Origin of the sequence: Herbaspirillum sp. NPDC101397 (assembly GCF_044767325.1) — a bacterium.
Lineage (GTDB): Bacteria > Pseudomonadota > Gammaproteobacteria > Burkholderiales > Burkholderiaceae_D > Herbaspirillum.
In genome coordinates, this window is sequence record NZ_JBIWNS010000003.1 from 143,335 (window position 1) to 159,046 (window position 15,712).

Annotated in this window: 15 protein-coding genes; 8 read left to right on the top strand and 7 right to left on the bottom strand. The window is 60.3% G+C overall.

What is annotated here, in order from left to right; genetic code table 11:
- Window positions 1–98: 98 nt before the first annotated feature.
- Both dapB and ACIROW_RS08575 read right to left on the bottom strand, forming a co-directional pair.
- Window positions 99–905, bottom strand: a complete 807-nt coding sequence (gene dapB, locus ACIROW_RS08570) for a 4-hydroxy-tetrahydrodipicolinate reductase (protein ID WP_402274157.1) — start codon at window positions 903–905, stop codon at window positions 99–101.
- 52 nt (window positions 906–957) lie between these two features.
- Window positions 958–1,470 (bottom strand): outer membrane protein assembly factor BamE, encoded by a 513-nt coding sequence (locus ACIROW_RS08575; RefSeq protein WP_402274955.1) that lies wholly within the window; start codon window positions 1,468–1,470, stop codon window positions 958–960.
- A gap of 80 nt (window positions 1,471–1,550) precedes the next feature.
- On the opposite strand from ACIROW_RS08575, the gene fur reads away from it, so the two are divergent.
- Window positions 1,551–1,976 (top strand): ferric iron uptake transcriptional regulator, encoded by a 426-nt coding sequence (fur, locus tag ACIROW_RS08580; protein ID WP_029362949.1) that lies wholly within the window; start codon window positions 1,551–1,553, stop codon window positions 1,974–1,976.
- A 166-nt stretch (window positions 1,977–2,142) separates the two neighbouring features.
- On the opposite strand, the gene hrcA is transcribed toward fur, so the two are convergent.
- Window positions 2,143–3,189, bottom strand: a complete 1,047-nt coding sequence (hrcA, locus tag ACIROW_RS08585; RefSeq protein WP_402274160.1) for a heat-inducible transcriptional repressor HrcA — start codon at window positions 3,187–3,189, stop codon at window positions 2,143–2,145.
- 66 nt (window positions 3,190–3,255) lie between these two features.
- On the bottom strand, window positions 3,256–3,945 hold the full coding sequence (locus ACIROW_RS08590; protein ID WP_402274163.1) for an HAD family hydrolase: 690 nt from the start codon (window positions 3,943–3,945) through the stop codon (window positions 3,256–3,258).
- A 272-nt stretch (window positions 3,946–4,217) separates the two neighbouring features.
- On the opposite strand from ACIROW_RS08590, the gene ACIROW_RS08595 reads away from it, so the two are divergent.
- From ACIROW_RS08595 to can, 7 genes are all read left to right on the top strand, one after another.
- Window positions 4,218–5,135: an NAD kinase gene (locus ACIROW_RS08595; protein WP_402274165.1), complete on the top strand. Its 918-nt coding sequence runs from the start codon at window positions 4,218–4,220 to the stop codon at window positions 5,133–5,135.
- Window positions 5,136–5,233: 98 nt separating this feature from the next.
- Window positions 5,234–6,880, top strand: coding sequence for a DNA repair protein RecN (gene recN / locus ACIROW_RS08600; RefSeq protein ID WP_402274168.1), 1,647 nt, complete (start codon window positions 5,234–5,236; stop codon window positions 6,878–6,880).
- A gap of 53 nt (window positions 6,881–6,933) precedes the next feature.
- Window positions 6,934–8,040 carry a ferrochelatase gene (gene hemH / locus ACIROW_RS08605; protein WP_402274170.1) on the top strand — a complete coding sequence of 369 codons (1,107 nt, stop codon included), beginning with the start codon at window positions 6,934–6,936 and terminating at the stop codon, window positions 8,038–8,040.
- A 489-nt stretch (window positions 8,041–8,529) separates the two neighbouring features.
- Window positions 8,530–9,069 (top strand): nucleotide exchange factor GrpE, encoded by a 540-nt coding sequence (grpE, locus tag ACIROW_RS08610; protein WP_402274172.1) that lies wholly within the window; start codon window positions 8,530–8,532, stop codon window positions 9,067–9,069.
- A 150-nt stretch (window positions 9,070–9,219) separates the two neighbouring features.
- Window positions 9,220–11,154 (top strand): molecular chaperone DnaK, encoded by a 1,935-nt coding sequence (dnaK, locus tag ACIROW_RS08615; protein ID WP_402274174.1) that lies wholly within the window; start codon window positions 9,220–9,222, stop codon window positions 11,152–11,154.
- 198 nt (window positions 11,155–11,352) lie between these two features.
- Window positions 11,353–12,486 carry a molecular chaperone DnaJ gene (gene dnaJ, locus ACIROW_RS08620; protein WP_402274177.1) on the top strand — a complete coding sequence of 378 codons (1,134 nt, stop codon included), beginning with the start codon at window positions 11,353–11,355 and terminating at the stop codon, window positions 12,484–12,486.
- A 287-nt stretch (window positions 12,487–12,773) separates the two neighbouring features.
- A complete protein-coding gene (can, locus tag ACIROW_RS08625) occupies window positions 12,774–13,457 on the top strand; it encodes a carbonate dehydratase (protein WP_402274179.1) in 684 nt (227 codons plus the stop codon).
- Between the two features lie 76 nt (window positions 13,458–13,533).
- On the opposite strand, the gene panB is transcribed toward can, so the two are convergent.
- The 3 genes from panB to ACIROW_RS08640 all read right to left on the bottom strand — a co-directional run bounded on the left by panB (window position 13,534) and on the right by ACIROW_RS08640 (window position 15,468).
- Window positions 13,534–14,361 (bottom strand): 3-methyl-2-oxobutanoate hydroxymethyltransferase, encoded by an 828-nt coding sequence (gene panB / locus ACIROW_RS08630; RefSeq protein WP_402274182.1) that lies wholly within the window; start codon window positions 14,359–14,361, stop codon window positions 13,534–13,536.
- Between the two features lie 2 nt (window positions 14,362–14,363).
- A complete protein-coding gene (locus tag ACIROW_RS08635; protein WP_402274185.1) occupies window positions 14,364–15,005 on the bottom strand; it encodes a deoxynucleoside kinase in 642 nt (213 codons plus the stop codon).
- A 115-nt stretch (window positions 15,006–15,120) separates the two neighbouring features.
- Window positions 15,121–15,468 (bottom strand): DMT family protein, encoded by a 348-nt coding sequence (locus tag ACIROW_RS08640; protein ID WP_116434077.1) that lies wholly within the window; start codon window positions 15,466–15,468, stop codon window positions 15,121–15,123.
- Window positions 15,469–15,712 lie beyond the last annotated feature (244 nt).

Sequence of the window (15,712 nt, forward strand, 5' to 3'; positions counted from 1 at the left end):
TCTCTTGGTTGGAAGCAGAAAGAATAAATGGCAATCCGTTGGAGCGCGCATCCGCAAAAAGATTCGCTGCATCCGTTGCCAGATGCAGCGATGGATGCTTACTTCAGTCCGAGCACGTCCTGCATGTCGTACAGGCCGGTCTTCTTGTCGGCCAGGAAACGTGCGGCGCGCAGGCTGCCGTGGGCGTAGGTGACGCGGCTCGAGGATTTATGCGTGATTTCGATGCGCTCGCCGATGCCGGCAAACAGCACGGTGTGGTCGCCGACGATGTCGCCGCCACGGATGGCGGAGAAGCCGATCGACGACGGGTCGCGCTCGCCGGTGATGCCTTCGCGGGCGTAGACGGCGACGTCGTCGAGCTTGACGCCGATGGCGTCGGCGATGACTTCACCCATTTTCAGGGCGGTGCCGGACGGCGCGTCGACCTTGTGGCGATGATGCGCTTCGATGATTTCGATGTCGTAGCCGTGCGAGAAGCTCTTGGCGGCCATTTCCAGCAGCTTGAGCGTGACGTTGACGCCGATGCTCATGTTGGGAGCGAGCATGATGGCGGTCTTTTCCGCGGCGACGGCGATGGCGCTCTTGGCGTCCTGTTCCAGGCCGGTGGTGCCGATGACCATCTTGACGCCATGCGCGGCGCAGTATTCGGCGTGCTTCAGAGTGCCTTCGGGACGTGTGAAGTCGATCAGGACATCGGCGTTGGCAAGGCCTTTGGCCAGGTCGGATTCAATCGCGACGTTGGCGGGTTTGCCGAGGAACGATGCGGCGTCGCTGCCGATGCTGGGCGAACCCGGCACGTCCAGGGCGCCGGCCAACACCATGTCGTCGGCGTTTTGGATGGCTTCGATCAGCATGCGGCCCATACGGCCGGATGCGCCGGCGACGGCGATTTTCAATACGCTCATAATGCTTTTGCTTGTAGTTGCGAGTATTGCCAGAACTTGCGTGGTGGCGTGGTTACTTGGCGGAGGACGGCGGCGTCGTGTTGGTCGGCGCGTCCGACAGTTCCGGCATGGCGCCCTTCTTGGAACCGGCGATCAGGGACAGATATTCCTGCTCGGTGGGCAGGTCGTTGCCGCCTTCGTAGCGTTCCATCAGGTTGTCCTTGAAGAACACCGATACGCGGCTGCTCATCAGTTCGCCGTTGCCCTTGGCCAGGCGGAATTCATAATCCCAGCGGTCCGAGTGGAACATGTCGGCCAGCAGCGGCGTGCCGAGCACGAAGCGCACTTGCTCGCGGGTCATGCCCGGCTTCAGTTGCGCGACCATCTCCTTGGAGACGAAGTTGCCTTGCTGGATATCGATGCGATAAGGCTTGAGGAAGCCGAACAGGCTGCTGCTCTTCGAAACCTGCACGCCGGTCGCGTCGGGCGCTGCTGCGCCTTCCACCGGTTTTTTGGATGCACAGCCGGACAGCAGGGTGCTCAGGGCGATCAGCGCCAGAGCGGTAGTACGGTAGGAAGGCAACATTCGCATAAAGATTTCAATTGGTTGAGCAATTGTGCTAAAACGCTATATGATAAAGCAGATAACCCGATTTTTACTGAAACATGCCTAATAATCCATCCGAACTGAAAGCCAGCGGCCTCAAGGCTACTTTGCCGCGTCTGAAAATCCTGGAAATCTTCCAAAACACCGAGGTGCGTCACCTCAGTGCGGAAGACGTCTACAAAATGCTGCTGGCGGACAATCTGGATGTCGGCCTGGCCACGGTCTACCGCGTGCTCACGCAGTTCGAGCAAGCCGGCCTGCTGCAGCGCAATCACTTTGAAACCGGCAAGGCCGTGTTCGAGCTCAACGAAGGCTCGCACCATGACCATCTGGTTTGCCTGGATTGCGGCAAGGTCGAAGAATTCTTCGACGCCGAAATCGAGAAGCGTCAGCTCAAGATTGCCCAAGAGCACGGTTTCGAGATCGCCGACCATGCGCTGGCCTTGTACGGCCATTGCAAGGATTGCCGCAAAACAAAGAAATAAGCATCCATCCCGGCCGGATTCAATCCGGACCCTGTTTGCAAAAAAGCCATCCCGCTGTCGCCGGATGGCTTTTTTATTGCCGCTGCGATGATGAGGGCCGGCGCTGTAAAGAAGGGTAAGCGATGTGCAACAGTTGGCCGCAGCTGCCAGTCCTGTTTGGCCCGGCTCAGCTGTTGTTGCCGCTGAGCGCGCTCGACAGCAGCTTGGCGGTGATATCGACGATCGGGATCACGCGTTCGTACGCCATGCGCGTCGGACCGATCACGCCCAGCGTGCCGACGATCTTGCCGTTGACTTCATACGGCGCGGTGACGATGCTCATGTCGTCCATCGGCACCAGTTGCGATTCGCCGCCGATGAAGATCTGCACGCCGGTGGCTTTGCTCGATACGTCCAGCAACTGCATCAGGCTGGTCTTCTGTTCGAACATGTCGAACAGTTTGCGCAGCGAGGTCATGTTCGACGACAGGTCGGAGACGCTCAGCAGATTGCGCTCACCTGAAATCACCACGTTGTCGGATTCGTCCGCCATGGCATCGCTGCCAGCTTCGACGGCGGCCTGCATCAGGCTGGTCATGTCGTCGCGCAGCTGGCGCAGTTCGTTTTGCAGGCGCAGGCGGACTTCGTCGAAGCCGAGACCGCCGTAGTGTTGGTTGATGTAATTGGCCGCCTGCACCAGTTGCGAAGGCGTGTAGTCGACCTCCGTCAGCAGCAGGCGATTCTGCACGTCGCCGCCGGGACCGACGATGACCAGCAGGATGCGCTTTTCGGACAGGCGCAGGAATTCGATCTGCTTGAAGATCGATTCGCGCTTCGGCGTCATCACCACGCCGGCAAATTGCGACAGCGACGACAGCACCTGCGCCGCATTGGAAATGATCTTTTGCGGCGAGTTGATCTGTGAGCGCGATTGCAGTTTGGTTCCCAGCGCCGCTTCATCGAAAGCGCCAAGGGCATCGGTCGATTCGATCGTCAGCAGCGTGTCGACGAACACGCGGTAACCGCGTGGCGTCGGAATGCGTCCGGCGGAGGTGTGCGGACTGGCGACGAAGCCCATTTCCTCGAGGTCGGCCATGACGTTGCGGATGGTCGCCGGCGACAGTTCCAGTCCCGAAATCTTGGAGAGCGCGCGCGAGCCGACCGGCTGGCCGTCGGCGATGTACCGTTCGACCAGGGCCTTGAGCAGGGTTTGAGCGCGATTATCTAGTTGCATGTCTTCATTCTAACGAGGCGGGGCCAAGCGTGCCAACATCCCGCCATATATATCTGTCCCTGCACACTATGACGCCAGCCAGTGCGCCAGTTCGTTCAGATCGGTGCATACCGCATCGGGCCGGACGTGATCCGGCAACGCGCGTTGGAAACGGTTCATCCAGACGGCGCGCAAGCCGGCTTGCTGGGCGCCAAGCACGTCCAGCGTGAGGTCGTCGCCGACGTAGACGGTGTGTTCCGGCGCCACGCCGAGCGCCGTACAGGCGGCGTGGAAGATGGCCGGATCGGGTTTGGCGGTGCCGAATTGGTGGGCAGCGATGGAGATTTCAAAATGCTCGGCCAGGCCGATGCGCGCCAGATCGGCGAATCCGTTGGACACGGTGCCCAGTTTCAGGCGCGGCTTCAGCTGCTGCAGAGCGGGGACGACGTCGTCAAAGGGCGTAACGGCATTACGGCCGGTGGTGAAAATTTCCATGGCGGGGTCGGCCAGCGCCGGGTCTTCGCCATGCTCGGCCAGCACCGCCGTCAGCGCCGCATGGCGCAACGCCCACAGGTTGATCTTGTAGGCCGGATCGGTCTGCGCCAACAGCTGCCGACGCGCGCGCAGGCTGAGAATGCTCTCGCGTTGCACCACGCCCGGCGCATGCTGGGTCAGCCATTCGTACAGCCGGGTTTCGGCAAGATGCAGCACCGGCTCGATCGCCCACAGCGTATCGTCGAGGTCGAACAGGACTGCCTGGATGTTGGTTTTGTTCATGAAATCGGTTCAGAGTAGTCTGGGGCCTGTTAACAATGAATTTGCGAGGTGCGTTTCAGCCAGCAGTGTGCTGGCAAGCCATGCAACGCGGCCGGTGCACTGCCTGGCTGAAACCCTCCGGGAACGGCTGCAGGCGTCGCCTGCCGTTGTTGCCGCTCCTTGCCATAGCACCGCTATGTCGCGTCGCTGCGCCTGGGCAGTCAACGCCTGCCGTGTGTTCGCACTCGTAAATTCATTGTTAACAGGCCCCGAATTATGCTTTAATCCGCAGCATGTGGCCCATCAAATTACCCGTGCAGGCGGCAACGCCTAAAACCATCGCAATCGTCGGCAAATATCATGCCGCCGGCATCGCGCAGTCCCTTTCCGACATCGCCGCCTTCCTGGAGGCGCATGGTCACACCATCGTGTTCGAAGCCGAGACCGCGCAGAACATCGCGCTGGAAGGCTATGACGCCATGTCGCCGGAACAGATCGGCCAGTTCGCCGACGCCGCCATCGTGGTCGGCGGCGACGGCACCATGCTCGGCATCGCACGCCAGCTGGCGCCGTTCAATGTGCCGCTGATCGGGATCAATCAGGGGCGGTTGGGGTTCATGACGGATATTTCGCTAGACCGCATGATACCGGTATTGGCCGACATGCTGGACGGCAAGGTCGACGTCGAGACCCGTTCGCTGCTCGAAGCCACGGTATTCCGCGACGGCGAGCAGATTTTCAATGCGCTTGCGTTCAATGACGTGGTGGTCGCGCGCGGCGCCTCGTCCGGCATGGTCGAACTGACCGTGGAAGTGGACGGTCGCTTCATGTACAACCAGCGCTCCGACGGCCTGATCGTGGCCACGCCGACCGGCTCGACCGCGTACGCCTTGTCGGCCGGCGGACCGATCCTGCATCCGAGCCTGCACGGCATCGTGCTGGTGCCGATTGCGCCGCATGCCCTGTCGAACCGTCCGATCGTGATTCCGGATTCCTGCGAGATTTCGATCCAGGTCGTCAACGGCCGCGACATCAGCGCCAACTTCGACATGCAGTCGCTGACCAGCCTGTCGCACGGCGATCGCATCGTGATCCGGCGCTCGGCGCACAAGATCACCTTCCTGCATCCGGAAGGCTGGAGCTACTACGACACCTTGCGGCAAAAGCTGCACTGGAACGAATACCCATCGGTTGAAGGCCGCCTGCAATAAGCCCACGCTCAGTAGAATAGGCGACAATAAGCGCCTCGGGCGTCTTCTCATCAGGAAAGACGCCGCCGATATTGATAAAACACCAATTTCACCATCCCATGCTGCGTACCCTCTCGATTCGTGATTTCGTTATCGTCGATGCCATCGAACTTGAGTTCGCTCCCGGATTTTCCGTCTTCACCGGCGAAACCGGCGCCGGCAAATCCATCCTGATCGACGCTCTGGCGCTGGCATTGGGCGGTCGTGGCGATGCCAGCGTGGTGCGCGAAGGCGCGGCCAAGGCCGACATCACGGCCGATTTCAGCGCCGGCCCCGATGTTGCCGCCTGGCTTGAAGCGCATGAGTTTTCGGAAGAGGATGGCGGCGTGCTGCTGCGCCGAGTGATCGACAACGCCGGTCGCTCCAAAGCCTTCATCAACGGTATCGCCGCCACCGCGACGCAATTGCGCGAACTCGGCGAACTACTGGTCGACATCCACGGCCAGCATGCGCATCAGTCGCTGCTCAAGGCCGACGCGCAGCGCCAGTTGCTGGACAGCCAGGCAGGCTTGCTGGACGAGGCCAAAGCCGTCGCCGCCGCTTACAAGACGTGGCGCGCCCTGGCGAAACAGCGTGAAGAATTCGAAGTCAACGCCAAGAATGTCCTGCTCGAGCGCGAACGCCTCGAATGGCAGGTCAGCGAGCTTGAAAAGCTGGCCGTCAAGCCGGGCGAGTGGAGCGATATCAGCAACGAACACAGTCGCCTGTCGCATGCCGCCAGCTTGATCGATGGCGCGCAGGAAGCGTTGAATGCGATCTCCGAATCGGAGTCGCCGATCCTGTCGCAACTGTCGTCGCTGACGCAGAAGCTGGGCAAGCTGACCGACGTCGACGCCGCGCTCAAGCCGGTCATGGATGCGCTGGAGCCGGCGCAAATCCAGTTGCAGGAAGCGGTCTATGCGCTCAACGATTACCTGGGCCGGGTTGAGCTCGATCCGGCGCGTTTGCGGCAGGTGGATGGGCGGATGGAAGCAATCCACTCCACTGCGCGCAAATTCCGCGTGGCGCCGGACGACTTGCCGCAGGAGCACGCCAAGCTGGCGGAAGAATTGAAGCAACTGGCCGATGCCAGCGACCTTGACGCCTTGCGCGCGCAAGAAGCAAAACTACAGGCCGCCTACACCGGCGCCGCGCAGAAATTGTCGAAGGGCCGCGCCAAAGCCGCCAAGGCGCTGGGTGAAGCGGTCACCGCCGCGATGCAGGATCTCAGCATGTCGGGCGGACGCTTCGCCATCGCGCTGGAAGCCTGTGAACCGGCGGCTTACGGCGTCGAACAGGTGGAATTCCTGGTGGCGGGCCACGCCGGCGTGGCGCCGCGGCCGTTGGCGAAAGTCGCCTCCGGCGGCGAACTGGCGCGCATCGCCTTGGCGATTTCGGTGATCGCGTCGAGCTCGACGGCGACGCCGACATTGATCTTCGACGAAGTCGACAGCGGCATCGGCGGCGGTGTGGCCGAAGTGGTCGGCCGCCTGTTGAAGCGCCTCGGCCAGGATCGCCAGGTCTTGTGCGTGACGCACTTGCCGCAAGTCGCCAGCCAAGGCAACCAGCACTTCCAGGTCAGCAAGCGCAACGACGCCGGCAAGACCGTATCGCAGATCGAAGCGCTCGACGCCAAGTCGCGCGTGGAAGAAATCGCGCGCATGCTGGGCGGCCTGGAAATCACCGCGACCACCCGCAAGCACGCACGCGAGCTGCTGGCGCTGTAACGCCCCGGCAGCATCGCCTCCTTCCAGCTAACGCCAGACCTTCACGGATTTCCATGTCATTTCGCAAAGAACCTCCTTACACCCACGGCGCGACTGCGCAGACAGCGGTCGTGCTGGTCAACCTCGGCACGCCCGACGCGCCGACCGCGCGCGCGGTGCGCCGATATCTGAAGCAATTTTTGTCGGATCCGCGCGTGGTGGAAATCCCGCGCGCTATCTGGTGGTTCATCCTCAACGGCATCATTCTGCCGTTCCGCTCGGGAAAGTCGGCTGAAAAATACGCCTCCATCTGGGACGCGGAAGGCTCGCCGCTCAGGCTCAACACCGAACGCCAGGCCGCCTTGCTGCGCGCACGCCTGCTTGAGCGCGGCCACCGCGTACACGTGACGTATGCGATGCGCTACGGCAGTCCGGCGGTGTCGCAGGTGCTCGATGAACTCAAGGCGCAAGGTTGCGACCGCATCCTGATCCTGCCGGCTTATCCGCAGTATTCGGGCACCACGACGGCCTCGATTTTCGACGCCGTATTCCAGCACTTCGCCAAGGTGCGCAATGTACCCGAACTGCGCCTGATTAAGCATTACCACGACCACGACGGTTACATCCAGGCGCTCAGGCAGTCGGTGCAGGCGCATTGGGACGCCAACGGCCAGCCGGACAAGTTGGTCATGAGTTTCCATGGCGTGCCCAAACGCACGCTGCTGCTGGGCGACCCTTACCATTGCGAATGCTACAAGACCGCACGGCTGCTGGCCGAAGCGCTGGGCCTGAGCGAGGCGGAATACATGGTGACGTTCCAGTCGCGTTTCGGCAAGGCCGAGTGGCTGCAACCCTATACTGCGCCGACCTTGCAGGAACTGGCGCGCCAGGGCGTGCAGCGCGTCGACGTCATGTGCCCCGGCTTCACCAGCGACTGCCTTGAGACGCTGGAAGAAATCGCGATGGAAGCCAAGGCCGAATTCCTGCACGCCGGAGGCCGCGAGTTTCATTTCATCCCGTGCCTGAACGATGCGCCCGCCTGGGGCCAGGGCATGATGGAAATTGCCGAACAGCACCTGATCGGCTGGCCAACCTTGGCCGGCGCTACTGCGCGCGAAGAAGAACAAAAGCAGGCTGCCATCTCCGCCGAACAGGCCCGCCGCCACGGCGCCACGCAATAGTATCAACGCCGCAAACTGGACGTGATCGGGCTGCAGCCTGTTAAAATAGCGGGCTGCGCTGATCTTGCATTGAGGAAATCTTGTGCAGGTCGGGGCACCGTGCGGCGCTACCGGGACGAATCCCGGTCCCGGCTTCAATACAGCGCAACCAGTTGTGAATAGCTGATCCACGCTGCTGCCAGCAGGGTATAGGCAAGGATGGTGGCGGAGATAAGCGGCAATTTCATGACGTCTCCTTGAAAATTGGCGGGGAAAACATAAATCGAGTCTGATCGCACCATCATAAATGTTGCATCGCAAACGCCTGTTTCAAGTGTAGTAAATTCTGTAACAAGACGTTAGAACGTTTAGTTGGATGCCATATGACTTCTGGATATGGCCTCGGCGCGTAATAACCATTGAAAAACTAGGGTTAAGCCTCATGTGCAGCCCCAAGCGCCATAAGGCGCGTAAAACCTACCATGCGTACCATGTCGGAGAGTATTAACTATGCAAGATACGGAAAAACCAGCGGAAAACGAAGCAGTGCAGGACGCGCAAGCGCAGACGCAGGCGTCTGAAGCCGTCGAGCCGGGCCTGGAAGAACAGCTGATCGCCGCCGAAGCCAAGATCGCCGAGATGCAGGATGCTTTCCTGCGCGCCAAGGCAGAAGCCGAGAACATCCGTCGCCGCGCCCAGGACGATATCAGCCGCGCCCACAAGTTTGCGATCGAAGGCTTCGCCGAGTCGCTGCTGTCGGTCAAGGACAGCCTGGAAATGGCGCTGAAGATCGAAACACCGTCGGTCGAATCGCTCAAGGAAGGCGTCGACATGACATTGAAGCAACTGTCGGCTGCCTTCGAAAAGAACAAGCTGCTGGAAATCAGTCCGCAAGCCGGTGAAAAGCTGGACCCAATGAAGCACCAGGCGATTTCGGCCGTGCCGGCGGAGCAGGAAGCCAACACCGTCGTGACCGTCCTGCAAAAGGGTTACACCATCTCCGAACGCCTGCTGCGTCCGGCTCTGGTGACCGTTGCGCAAGGCAAGTAAGCTGTCGCTGTACAGATAAAAACGATAAACGGCACAAAATTTGCTTTTAAGTGACACTCGCCGCTTGAAAGTCAGATTTTTCTCCACATATTAAAACTATCAAAACTATTGTTGTTCCCTAACGGGGACTTAAGGATCGAAGGAAAAATCATGGGCAAAATCATTGGTATTGACTTGGGTACAACCAACTCGTGCGTCTCCGTCATGGAAGGCGGCCAGCCGAAAGTCATCGAAAACTCCGAAGGCGCGCGTACCACGCCTTCGATCATTGCGTATCAGGAAGACGGCGAAGTACTGGTTGGCGCACCTGCCAAACGCCAGGCCGTCACCAATCCTAAAAACACCATCTACGCCGCCAAGCGTCTGATCGGTCGCAAGTTCGACGAAAAGGAAGTGCAGAAGGACATCTCCCTGATGCCTTACGCGATCGTCAAGGCCGACAACGGCGACGCCTGGATCGGCGTGCGCGACAACAAGCTTGCGCCGCCGCAAATCTCCGCAGAAGTGCTGCGCAAGATGAAGAAGACCGCCGAAGACTACCTCGGCGAAGAAGTCACCGAAGCGGTCATCACCGTACCGGCTTACTTCAATGACGCGCAACGTCAGGCAACCAAGGATGCCGGTCGCATCGCCGGTCTGGAAGTCAAGCGCATCATCAACGAACCGACTGCAGCTGCACTGGCGTTCGGTTTGGACAAGACCGAAAAGGGCGACCGCAAGATCGCCGTGTATGACTTGGGCGGCGGTACTTTCGACGTCTCGATCATTGAAATCGCCGACGTCGATGGCGAGAAGCAATTCGAAGTGTTGTCCACCAACGGCGATACGTTCCTCGGCGGCGAAGATTTCGACCAACGCATCATCGATTACATCATCGACGAGTTCAAGAAGATCAACGGCCTCGACCTGTCGAAGGACGCGATCGCCCTGCAACGCATCAAGGCTTCGGCCGAACGCGCCAAGATCGAACTGTCGTCGTCGCAGCAAACCGAAATCAACGAGCCGTACATCGCCATGGCCAACGGCGCACCGGTCCACCTGAACCTGAAGATCACCCGCGCGAAGCTGGAATCGCTGGTGGAAGAACTGATCGCCAAGACCATCGAGCCATGCCGCACCGCCATCAAGGATGCCGGCGTCAAGGTCACCGACATCGACGACATCATTCTGGTCGGCGGCATGACCCGCATGCCGAAGGTGCAGGAGAAGGTCAAGGAATTCTTCGGCAAGGAACCGCGCAAGGACGTCAACCCGGATGAAGCGGTCGCCGTCGGCGCCGCAATTCAAGGCTCGGTGTTGTCGGGAGAGCGCAAGGACTTGCTGCTGCTGGACGTCACGCCACTGTCGCTGGGTATCGAAACCATGGGCGGCGTGATGACCAAGATGATCAAGAAGAACACGACCATCCCGACCAAGTTCAGCCAGGTGTTCTCGACTGCCGACGACAACCAGCCTGCGGTGACCATCAAGGTTTACCAAGGCGAGCGCGAAATGGCGGCCGGTAACAAGGCCTTGGGCGAGTTCAATCTGGAAGGCATTCCACCTTCGCCGCGCGGCACGCCGCAAATCGAAGTGACCTTCGACATCGACGCCAACGGCATCTTGCACGTCGGCGCCAAGGACAAGGCCACCGGCAAGGAAAACAAGGTCACCATCAAGGCCAATTCCGGCTTGAATGAAGAAGAGATCGAGAAGATGGTGCGCGACGCCGAGGCCAACGCCGACGAAGACAAGCGCCTGAAGGAACTGGCAGAAACCCGCAATCAGGGCGACGCGCTGGTGCACTCGACACGCAAGGCGCTGACCGAATACGGCGACAAGCTGGAAGCCGGTGAGAAGGACGCCATCGAAGCCGCCATCAAGGAGCTCGAAGAAGTCCTGAAGGCCAACGACAAGGCCGCCATCGACGCCAAGACTGCAGCGCTGTCCGTGGCTGCGCAAAAGCTGGGCGAAAAAATGTACGCCGACCAGCAGGCACAGCAGGCTGCGGCCGGCGGTGCAGCCGGCGCAGGCGCAGCAGGTGCGGGCGAATCGCGTCCGAAGGACGACGACGTTGTCGATGCCGACTTCAAGGAAGTGAAGTAATCCGGATTGCGGACGAAGGGAAATTTTTCTTTCGTCCGCAGCCCGACGCAGCATTCGGATTCAGATTTAGAAACACGTCGGCCGGCTTTGCCGTCCGACACGCCGAGCAAGATGGTCGCAAGATCGTCTCTCGGCTTTTTCACATTGTTGGTTCTCGCGCAGGTGCGGGGGAAGCCCAATAACAAGGTGTTATAAAACATGGCAAAACGTGACTTTTACGAAATCCTGGGTTTAGCGAAAAACGCGACCGACGACGAGATCAAGAAGGCTTATCGCAAGCTGGCGATGAAGTACCATCCTGACCGCAACCCCGACAGCAAGGGCGCGGAAGAGAAGTTCAAGGAGGTCAAGGAAGCCTACGAGATGCTGTCCGACGCGCAGAAGCGCGACGCTTACGATCGTTACGGCCACGCCGGCGTCGACCCCAACATGGGCGGTGGCGGCGGTGCCGGCGCCGGCGGCTTTGCCGACGCCTTCGGCGACATCTTCGGCGACATTTTCGGTGGTGGCGGCGGCGGTGGACGTGGTCGCGGCGCGGGTCCGCAGGTGTACCGCGGCGCCGACCTGCGCTACAACCTCGAGATCACGCTGGAACAAGCGGCGCACGGTTTCGACACCACCATCCGGGTACCGTCCTGGGACGAGTGCGATACCTGCCACGGTTCCGGCGCCAAGCCCGGTACCTCGCCGACCACTTGCGGCACCTGCGGCGGCCACGGCCAGGTACGCATGCAGCAGGGCTTCTTCAGCATTCAGCAGACTTGCCCGAAGTGCCACGGCAGCGGCAAGGTGATTCCCGAGCCATGCCCGACTTGCGCCGGCGCCGGTCGCCTCAAGCGAAACAAGACGCTGGAAGTGAAGATTCCTGAAGGCATCGATGACGGCATGCGCATCCGTTCGTCCGGCAACGGCGAACCTGGTATGAACGGCGGTCCTCCGGGCGACCTGTATGTCGAAATTCACATCAAGCAACACGAAGTATTCCAACGCGACGGCGACGACTTGCATTGCGAAATGCCGATCTCGTTCGCCAAGGCGGCATTGGGCGGCGACATCGAAGCACCGACCCTGAGCGGCAAGGCCTCCTTCACGATTCCCGAAGGAACGCAGTCGGGCAAGACGTTCCGCTTGCGCGGCAAGGGCATCAAGGGTGTGCGTTCTGGCTACGCCGGCGATCTGTTCTGCCACGTCGTGGTGGAAACGCCGGTCAAGCTGACCGAACGTCAGAAGGACCTGTTGCGCGAATTTGAAAAACTGACTGCCGAAGGCGGCGCCAAGCACAGCCCGCAGACCAAGACCTGGAAAGACAAGGTCAAGGAATTCTTCGAGTAATCCCCACAAGACCGGCGCCGCCGTTTGAGGCCGCGCCGGTTTTTGCGGCGTTTTTTCTATACAATGCAGTCGCGGCCCATGGTGCTGGTAACACAGTGCTCAGAACATGCGCCGCACATTTCCGGAAGACATCGTTAGCATGCGCCATCGGCCGCCAGGCCGCATCCAGCGCCCGCCGTGGCAAACATGGCGAACGTCCGGTCTTCTTTCATTCATCCTCATGCCCGCCGCGATCGGCCCTTTCGGGTGCGATGCGACGACAAGCGTGAAACTCGATCTTGCCGACTATGACAATACCAAGCCAACAAGACCAGGTTCAGCTGCAACTGCTGCAAGGCAACCGCCGCTGGGCAAGTGAAATCACCGCGCGGGATCCGGACTTCTTTTTGAAGCTCGGCTCGCAGCGTTCCCCCGAATATTTCTGGATCGGCTGTTCGGACAATCGCGTTCCGGCCAACGACCTGCTCGGCCTGTTGCCGGGTGAATTGTTCGTCCACCGCAACATCGCCAACGTGGTCGTGCACACCGATTTGAATTGCCTGTCGGTGCTGCAGTTCGCGGTCGACGTGCTGAAGGTCAAACACATCATCATCTGCGGCCACTATGGTTGTGCAGGGGTGCAGGCAGCGCTCACCAAGCGCCGCGTCGGCCTCGCCGACAACTGGCTGCAGCACGTGCAGGACGTCCACGAAAAGCACATCGGTTGTTTCCACGACCACATGTCGCAGGGCGATCAGCATGACCGCCTGTGCGAGCTCAACGTGCTCGAACAGGTCGCCAACATCTGCCGCACCACCATCGTCACCGATGCCTGGGAACGCGGTCAGGAATTGAGCATTCATGCGCTGGTCTATGGCGTGCACGACGGCCTGCTGGAAGCCTTGTCGCCGACCATCAGCAATGCCGACGAGTGCAGCAAGAACCTGGCCGTCAGCCTGGATCGCTACAAGGACATCAAGGACATTCGCTGACGCGAAATCGTCCCTTGAAAATAAAAAGCCCGCGCGAGCGGGCTTTTTTGCGTCTGCCGATACCCAGGGAGCGCGCTCAGAAGCAATGCTCCGCTGCCGGGAAACTGCCGTCCTTGACCGCCGTCACATAGCCGCGCACGGCATCCTCCACGCTGGCCGCACCGTCCATGAAATTTTTCACGAAGCGCGCCTTATGGCCCGGGAACACGCCCAGCATGTCGTGCATCACCAGCACCTGGCCGGAGCAGTCAGGGCCCGCGCCGATGCCGATGGTGGGGATGCGCAACTGCGCCGTCACATCGGCCCCGAGCGCCGCCGGAATCGCTTCCAGCACCAGCAGCGAAGCGCCGGCCGCCTGCACCGCCCTGGCGTCGGCATGCAGCAATTCAGCGCCTTCCAGTGTCTTGCCCTGTACTTTGAAACCGCCCATCTGATGCACCGATTGCGGCGTCAGGCCCAAGTGCGCGCAGACCGGAATGCCGCGTTCAGTCAGCAGGCGGATAGTGTCGGCCAGCCAGGCGCCGCCTTCAATTTTCACCATGTGCGCGCCGGCCTGCATCAGCTTCACGGCGTTGTCGAATGCCGCCAGCGGCGAGCCGTAGGTGCCGAACGGCATGTCGGCGATGATCAGCATGGACAGGTTGCCGCGCGCCACGCTGGCGGTGTGATAGGCGATGTCGGCGATAGTCACCGGCAAGGTCGACTGATGACCCTGGCAGACCATGCCCAGCGAATCGCCGATCAGCACGGTGTCGACGCCGCTGCGGTCCATCAATGCTGAAAAGCTAGCGTCGTAACAGGTCAGCATGGTGATCTTGTCGCCTTTGTCGCGCATGGCTTGCAGCGTGTGGATGGTGACGGCTTTCTTGCGCGTGGCGGGAGCATCCTGCAAATAGGCGGCCATGGTTATTCTCCTCGGTTCAGGAATGCGCGCTTGCCGCGCATCTCAACGATGTGCGACAGCAGCAGCTCAAAATCTTCGTCGCTGTCGGCCATGTTCATGTGCTCGTTGTTGACGATCAGCAGCGGCGCAGCATCGTAGTTATAGAAAAAGCGGCTGTAGCTGTCGCCCAGGCGCTGCAGGTAATCGTGCGAGATCGACGCTTCCATCGGGATGCCGCGCTTGCGGATGCGCTCGACCAGCGTCTCCACCGGCGCCTGCAGGTAGATCACCAGGTCCGGCTGCACGGCATGTGTGCGCAGGTGCTGGTAAAGCTGTTCGTAGAGTTTCAGTTCTTCGTCGGCCAGCGTCAGGCGTGCGAACAGCGGATCTTTTTCCAGCAGGAAGTCGCCGACGAAGCGGGTGTTGAACAGGTCCGACTGCGCCAGCTCCTGCAATTGCTGGATGCGCTGGAACAGGAAGAACATCTGCGTCTGCAGCGCGTAACGGCCGGCGTCGCGGTAGAACTTTTCGAGGAAGGGATTTTCCTGCGGCTGTTCCAGCACGGACTGCGCGCCGAGACGCTCGGCCAGCTTGCGCGCCAGCGTGGTCTTGCCGACGCCGATCGGGCCTTCGATGACGATGTAGTGGTAGCTGTCTAGATCCATTCTCGCTCTTGGCGGATATTGCACCGCACACAGTGGATGGGAGTCCGCATTGTACGAGAGTCGTGCCGTGCTGTCAGCGCACTGTCAGAACCGGTTCCGCAGAACGAGCGGGACGTCAACTGCGGAAAATGAAATACACCGCCCCCACCAGGCACAGCGCCGCCCACACATAGTCAAGCTTGAACGGCTGCTGCATGTAAATCATTGCAAACGGCACGAACACGGTCAGCGTGATCGCCTCTTGCATGATCTTCAGTTGGGCCAGACTGAACTGGGTGTAGCCGATGCGATTGGCCGGCACTTGCAACAGGTATTCGAACAGCGCGATCGACCAGCTGATCAGCGCCGCGATCCACCAGGGTTTGGAGGCCAGGCTCTTGAGATGACCGTACCAGGCGATGGTCATGAAAATATTCGACAGCGCCAGCAAGCCGACGGTCTGTAACGCGACAGGAATTTGCATGAGATCAATAAGGGTGGTGAAGCTTGTTTCTGGATGGCAACGCATACTCTGACAAATCAAGCTGAATTCTGCCTCTATTCGGCCCACAGACCAAGTCCCCGGCGGTCCAGAATAAGGAACGCAGAACATGACCGTCGATACAGAACGTTGGTCTGCGGAAATTTTAAATATTCTCGACGAATGTATAAAAAACCGGCTGCATGTTGCCGTTAATGCATGAGAGGCGGCAAGTGACGCGATATGT

Coding starts and splice junctions, on each gene's coding strand:
- fur (WP_029362949.1), top strand. CDS start 1,551: ATGCCTAATAATCCATCCGAACTGAAAGCCAGCGGCCTCAAGGCTACT.
- dnaK (WP_402274174.1), top strand. CDS start 9,220: ATGGGCAAAATCATTGGTATTGACTTGGGTACAACCAACTCGTGCGTC.
- dapB (WP_402274157.1), bottom strand. CDS start 905: ATGAGCGTATTGAAAATCGCCGTCGCCGGCGCATCCGGCCGTATGGGC.
- dnaJ (WP_402274177.1), top strand. CDS start 11,353: ATGGCAAAACGTGACTTTTACGAAATCCTGGGTTTAGCGAAAAACGCG.
- hemH (WP_402274170.1), top strand. CDS start 6,934: ATGTCATTTCGCAAAGAACCTCCTTACACCCACGGCGCGACTGCGCAG.
- hrcA (WP_402274160.1), bottom strand. CDS start 3,189: ATGCAACTAGATAATCGCGCTCAAACCCTGCTCAAGGCCCTGGTCGAA.
- ACIROW_RS08575 (WP_402274955.1), bottom strand. CDS start 1,470: ATGTTGCCTTCCTACCGTACTACCGCTCTGGCGCTGATCGCCCTGAGC.
- recN (WP_402274168.1), top strand. CDS start 5,234: ATGCTGCGTACCCTCTCGATTCGTGATTTCGTTATCGTCGATGCCATC.
- ACIROW_RS08595 (WP_402274165.1), top strand. CDS start 4,218: ATGTGGCCCATCAAATTACCCGTGCAGGCGGCAACGCCTAAAACCATC.
- ACIROW_RS08590 (WP_402274163.1), bottom strand. CDS start 3,945: ATGAACAAAACCAACATCCAGGCAGTCCTGTTCGACCTCGACGATACG.
- panB (WP_402274182.1), bottom strand. CDS start 14,361: ATGGCCGCCTATTTGCAGGATGCTCCCGCCACGCGCAAGAAAGCCGTC.
- can (WP_402274179.1), top strand. CDS start 12,774: ATGACAATACCAAGCCAACAAGACCAGGTTCAGCTGCAACTGCTGCAA.
- grpE (WP_402274172.1), top strand. CDS start 8,530: ATGCAAGATACGGAAAAACCAGCGGAAAACGAAGCAGTGCAGGACGCG.
- ACIROW_RS08635 (WP_402274185.1), bottom strand. CDS start 15,005: ATGGATCTAGACAGCTACCACTACATCGTCATCGAAGGCCCGATCGGC.
- ACIROW_RS08640 (WP_116434077.1), bottom strand. CDS start 15,468: ATGCAAATTCCTGTCGCGTTACAGACCGTCGGCTTGCTGGCGCTGTCG.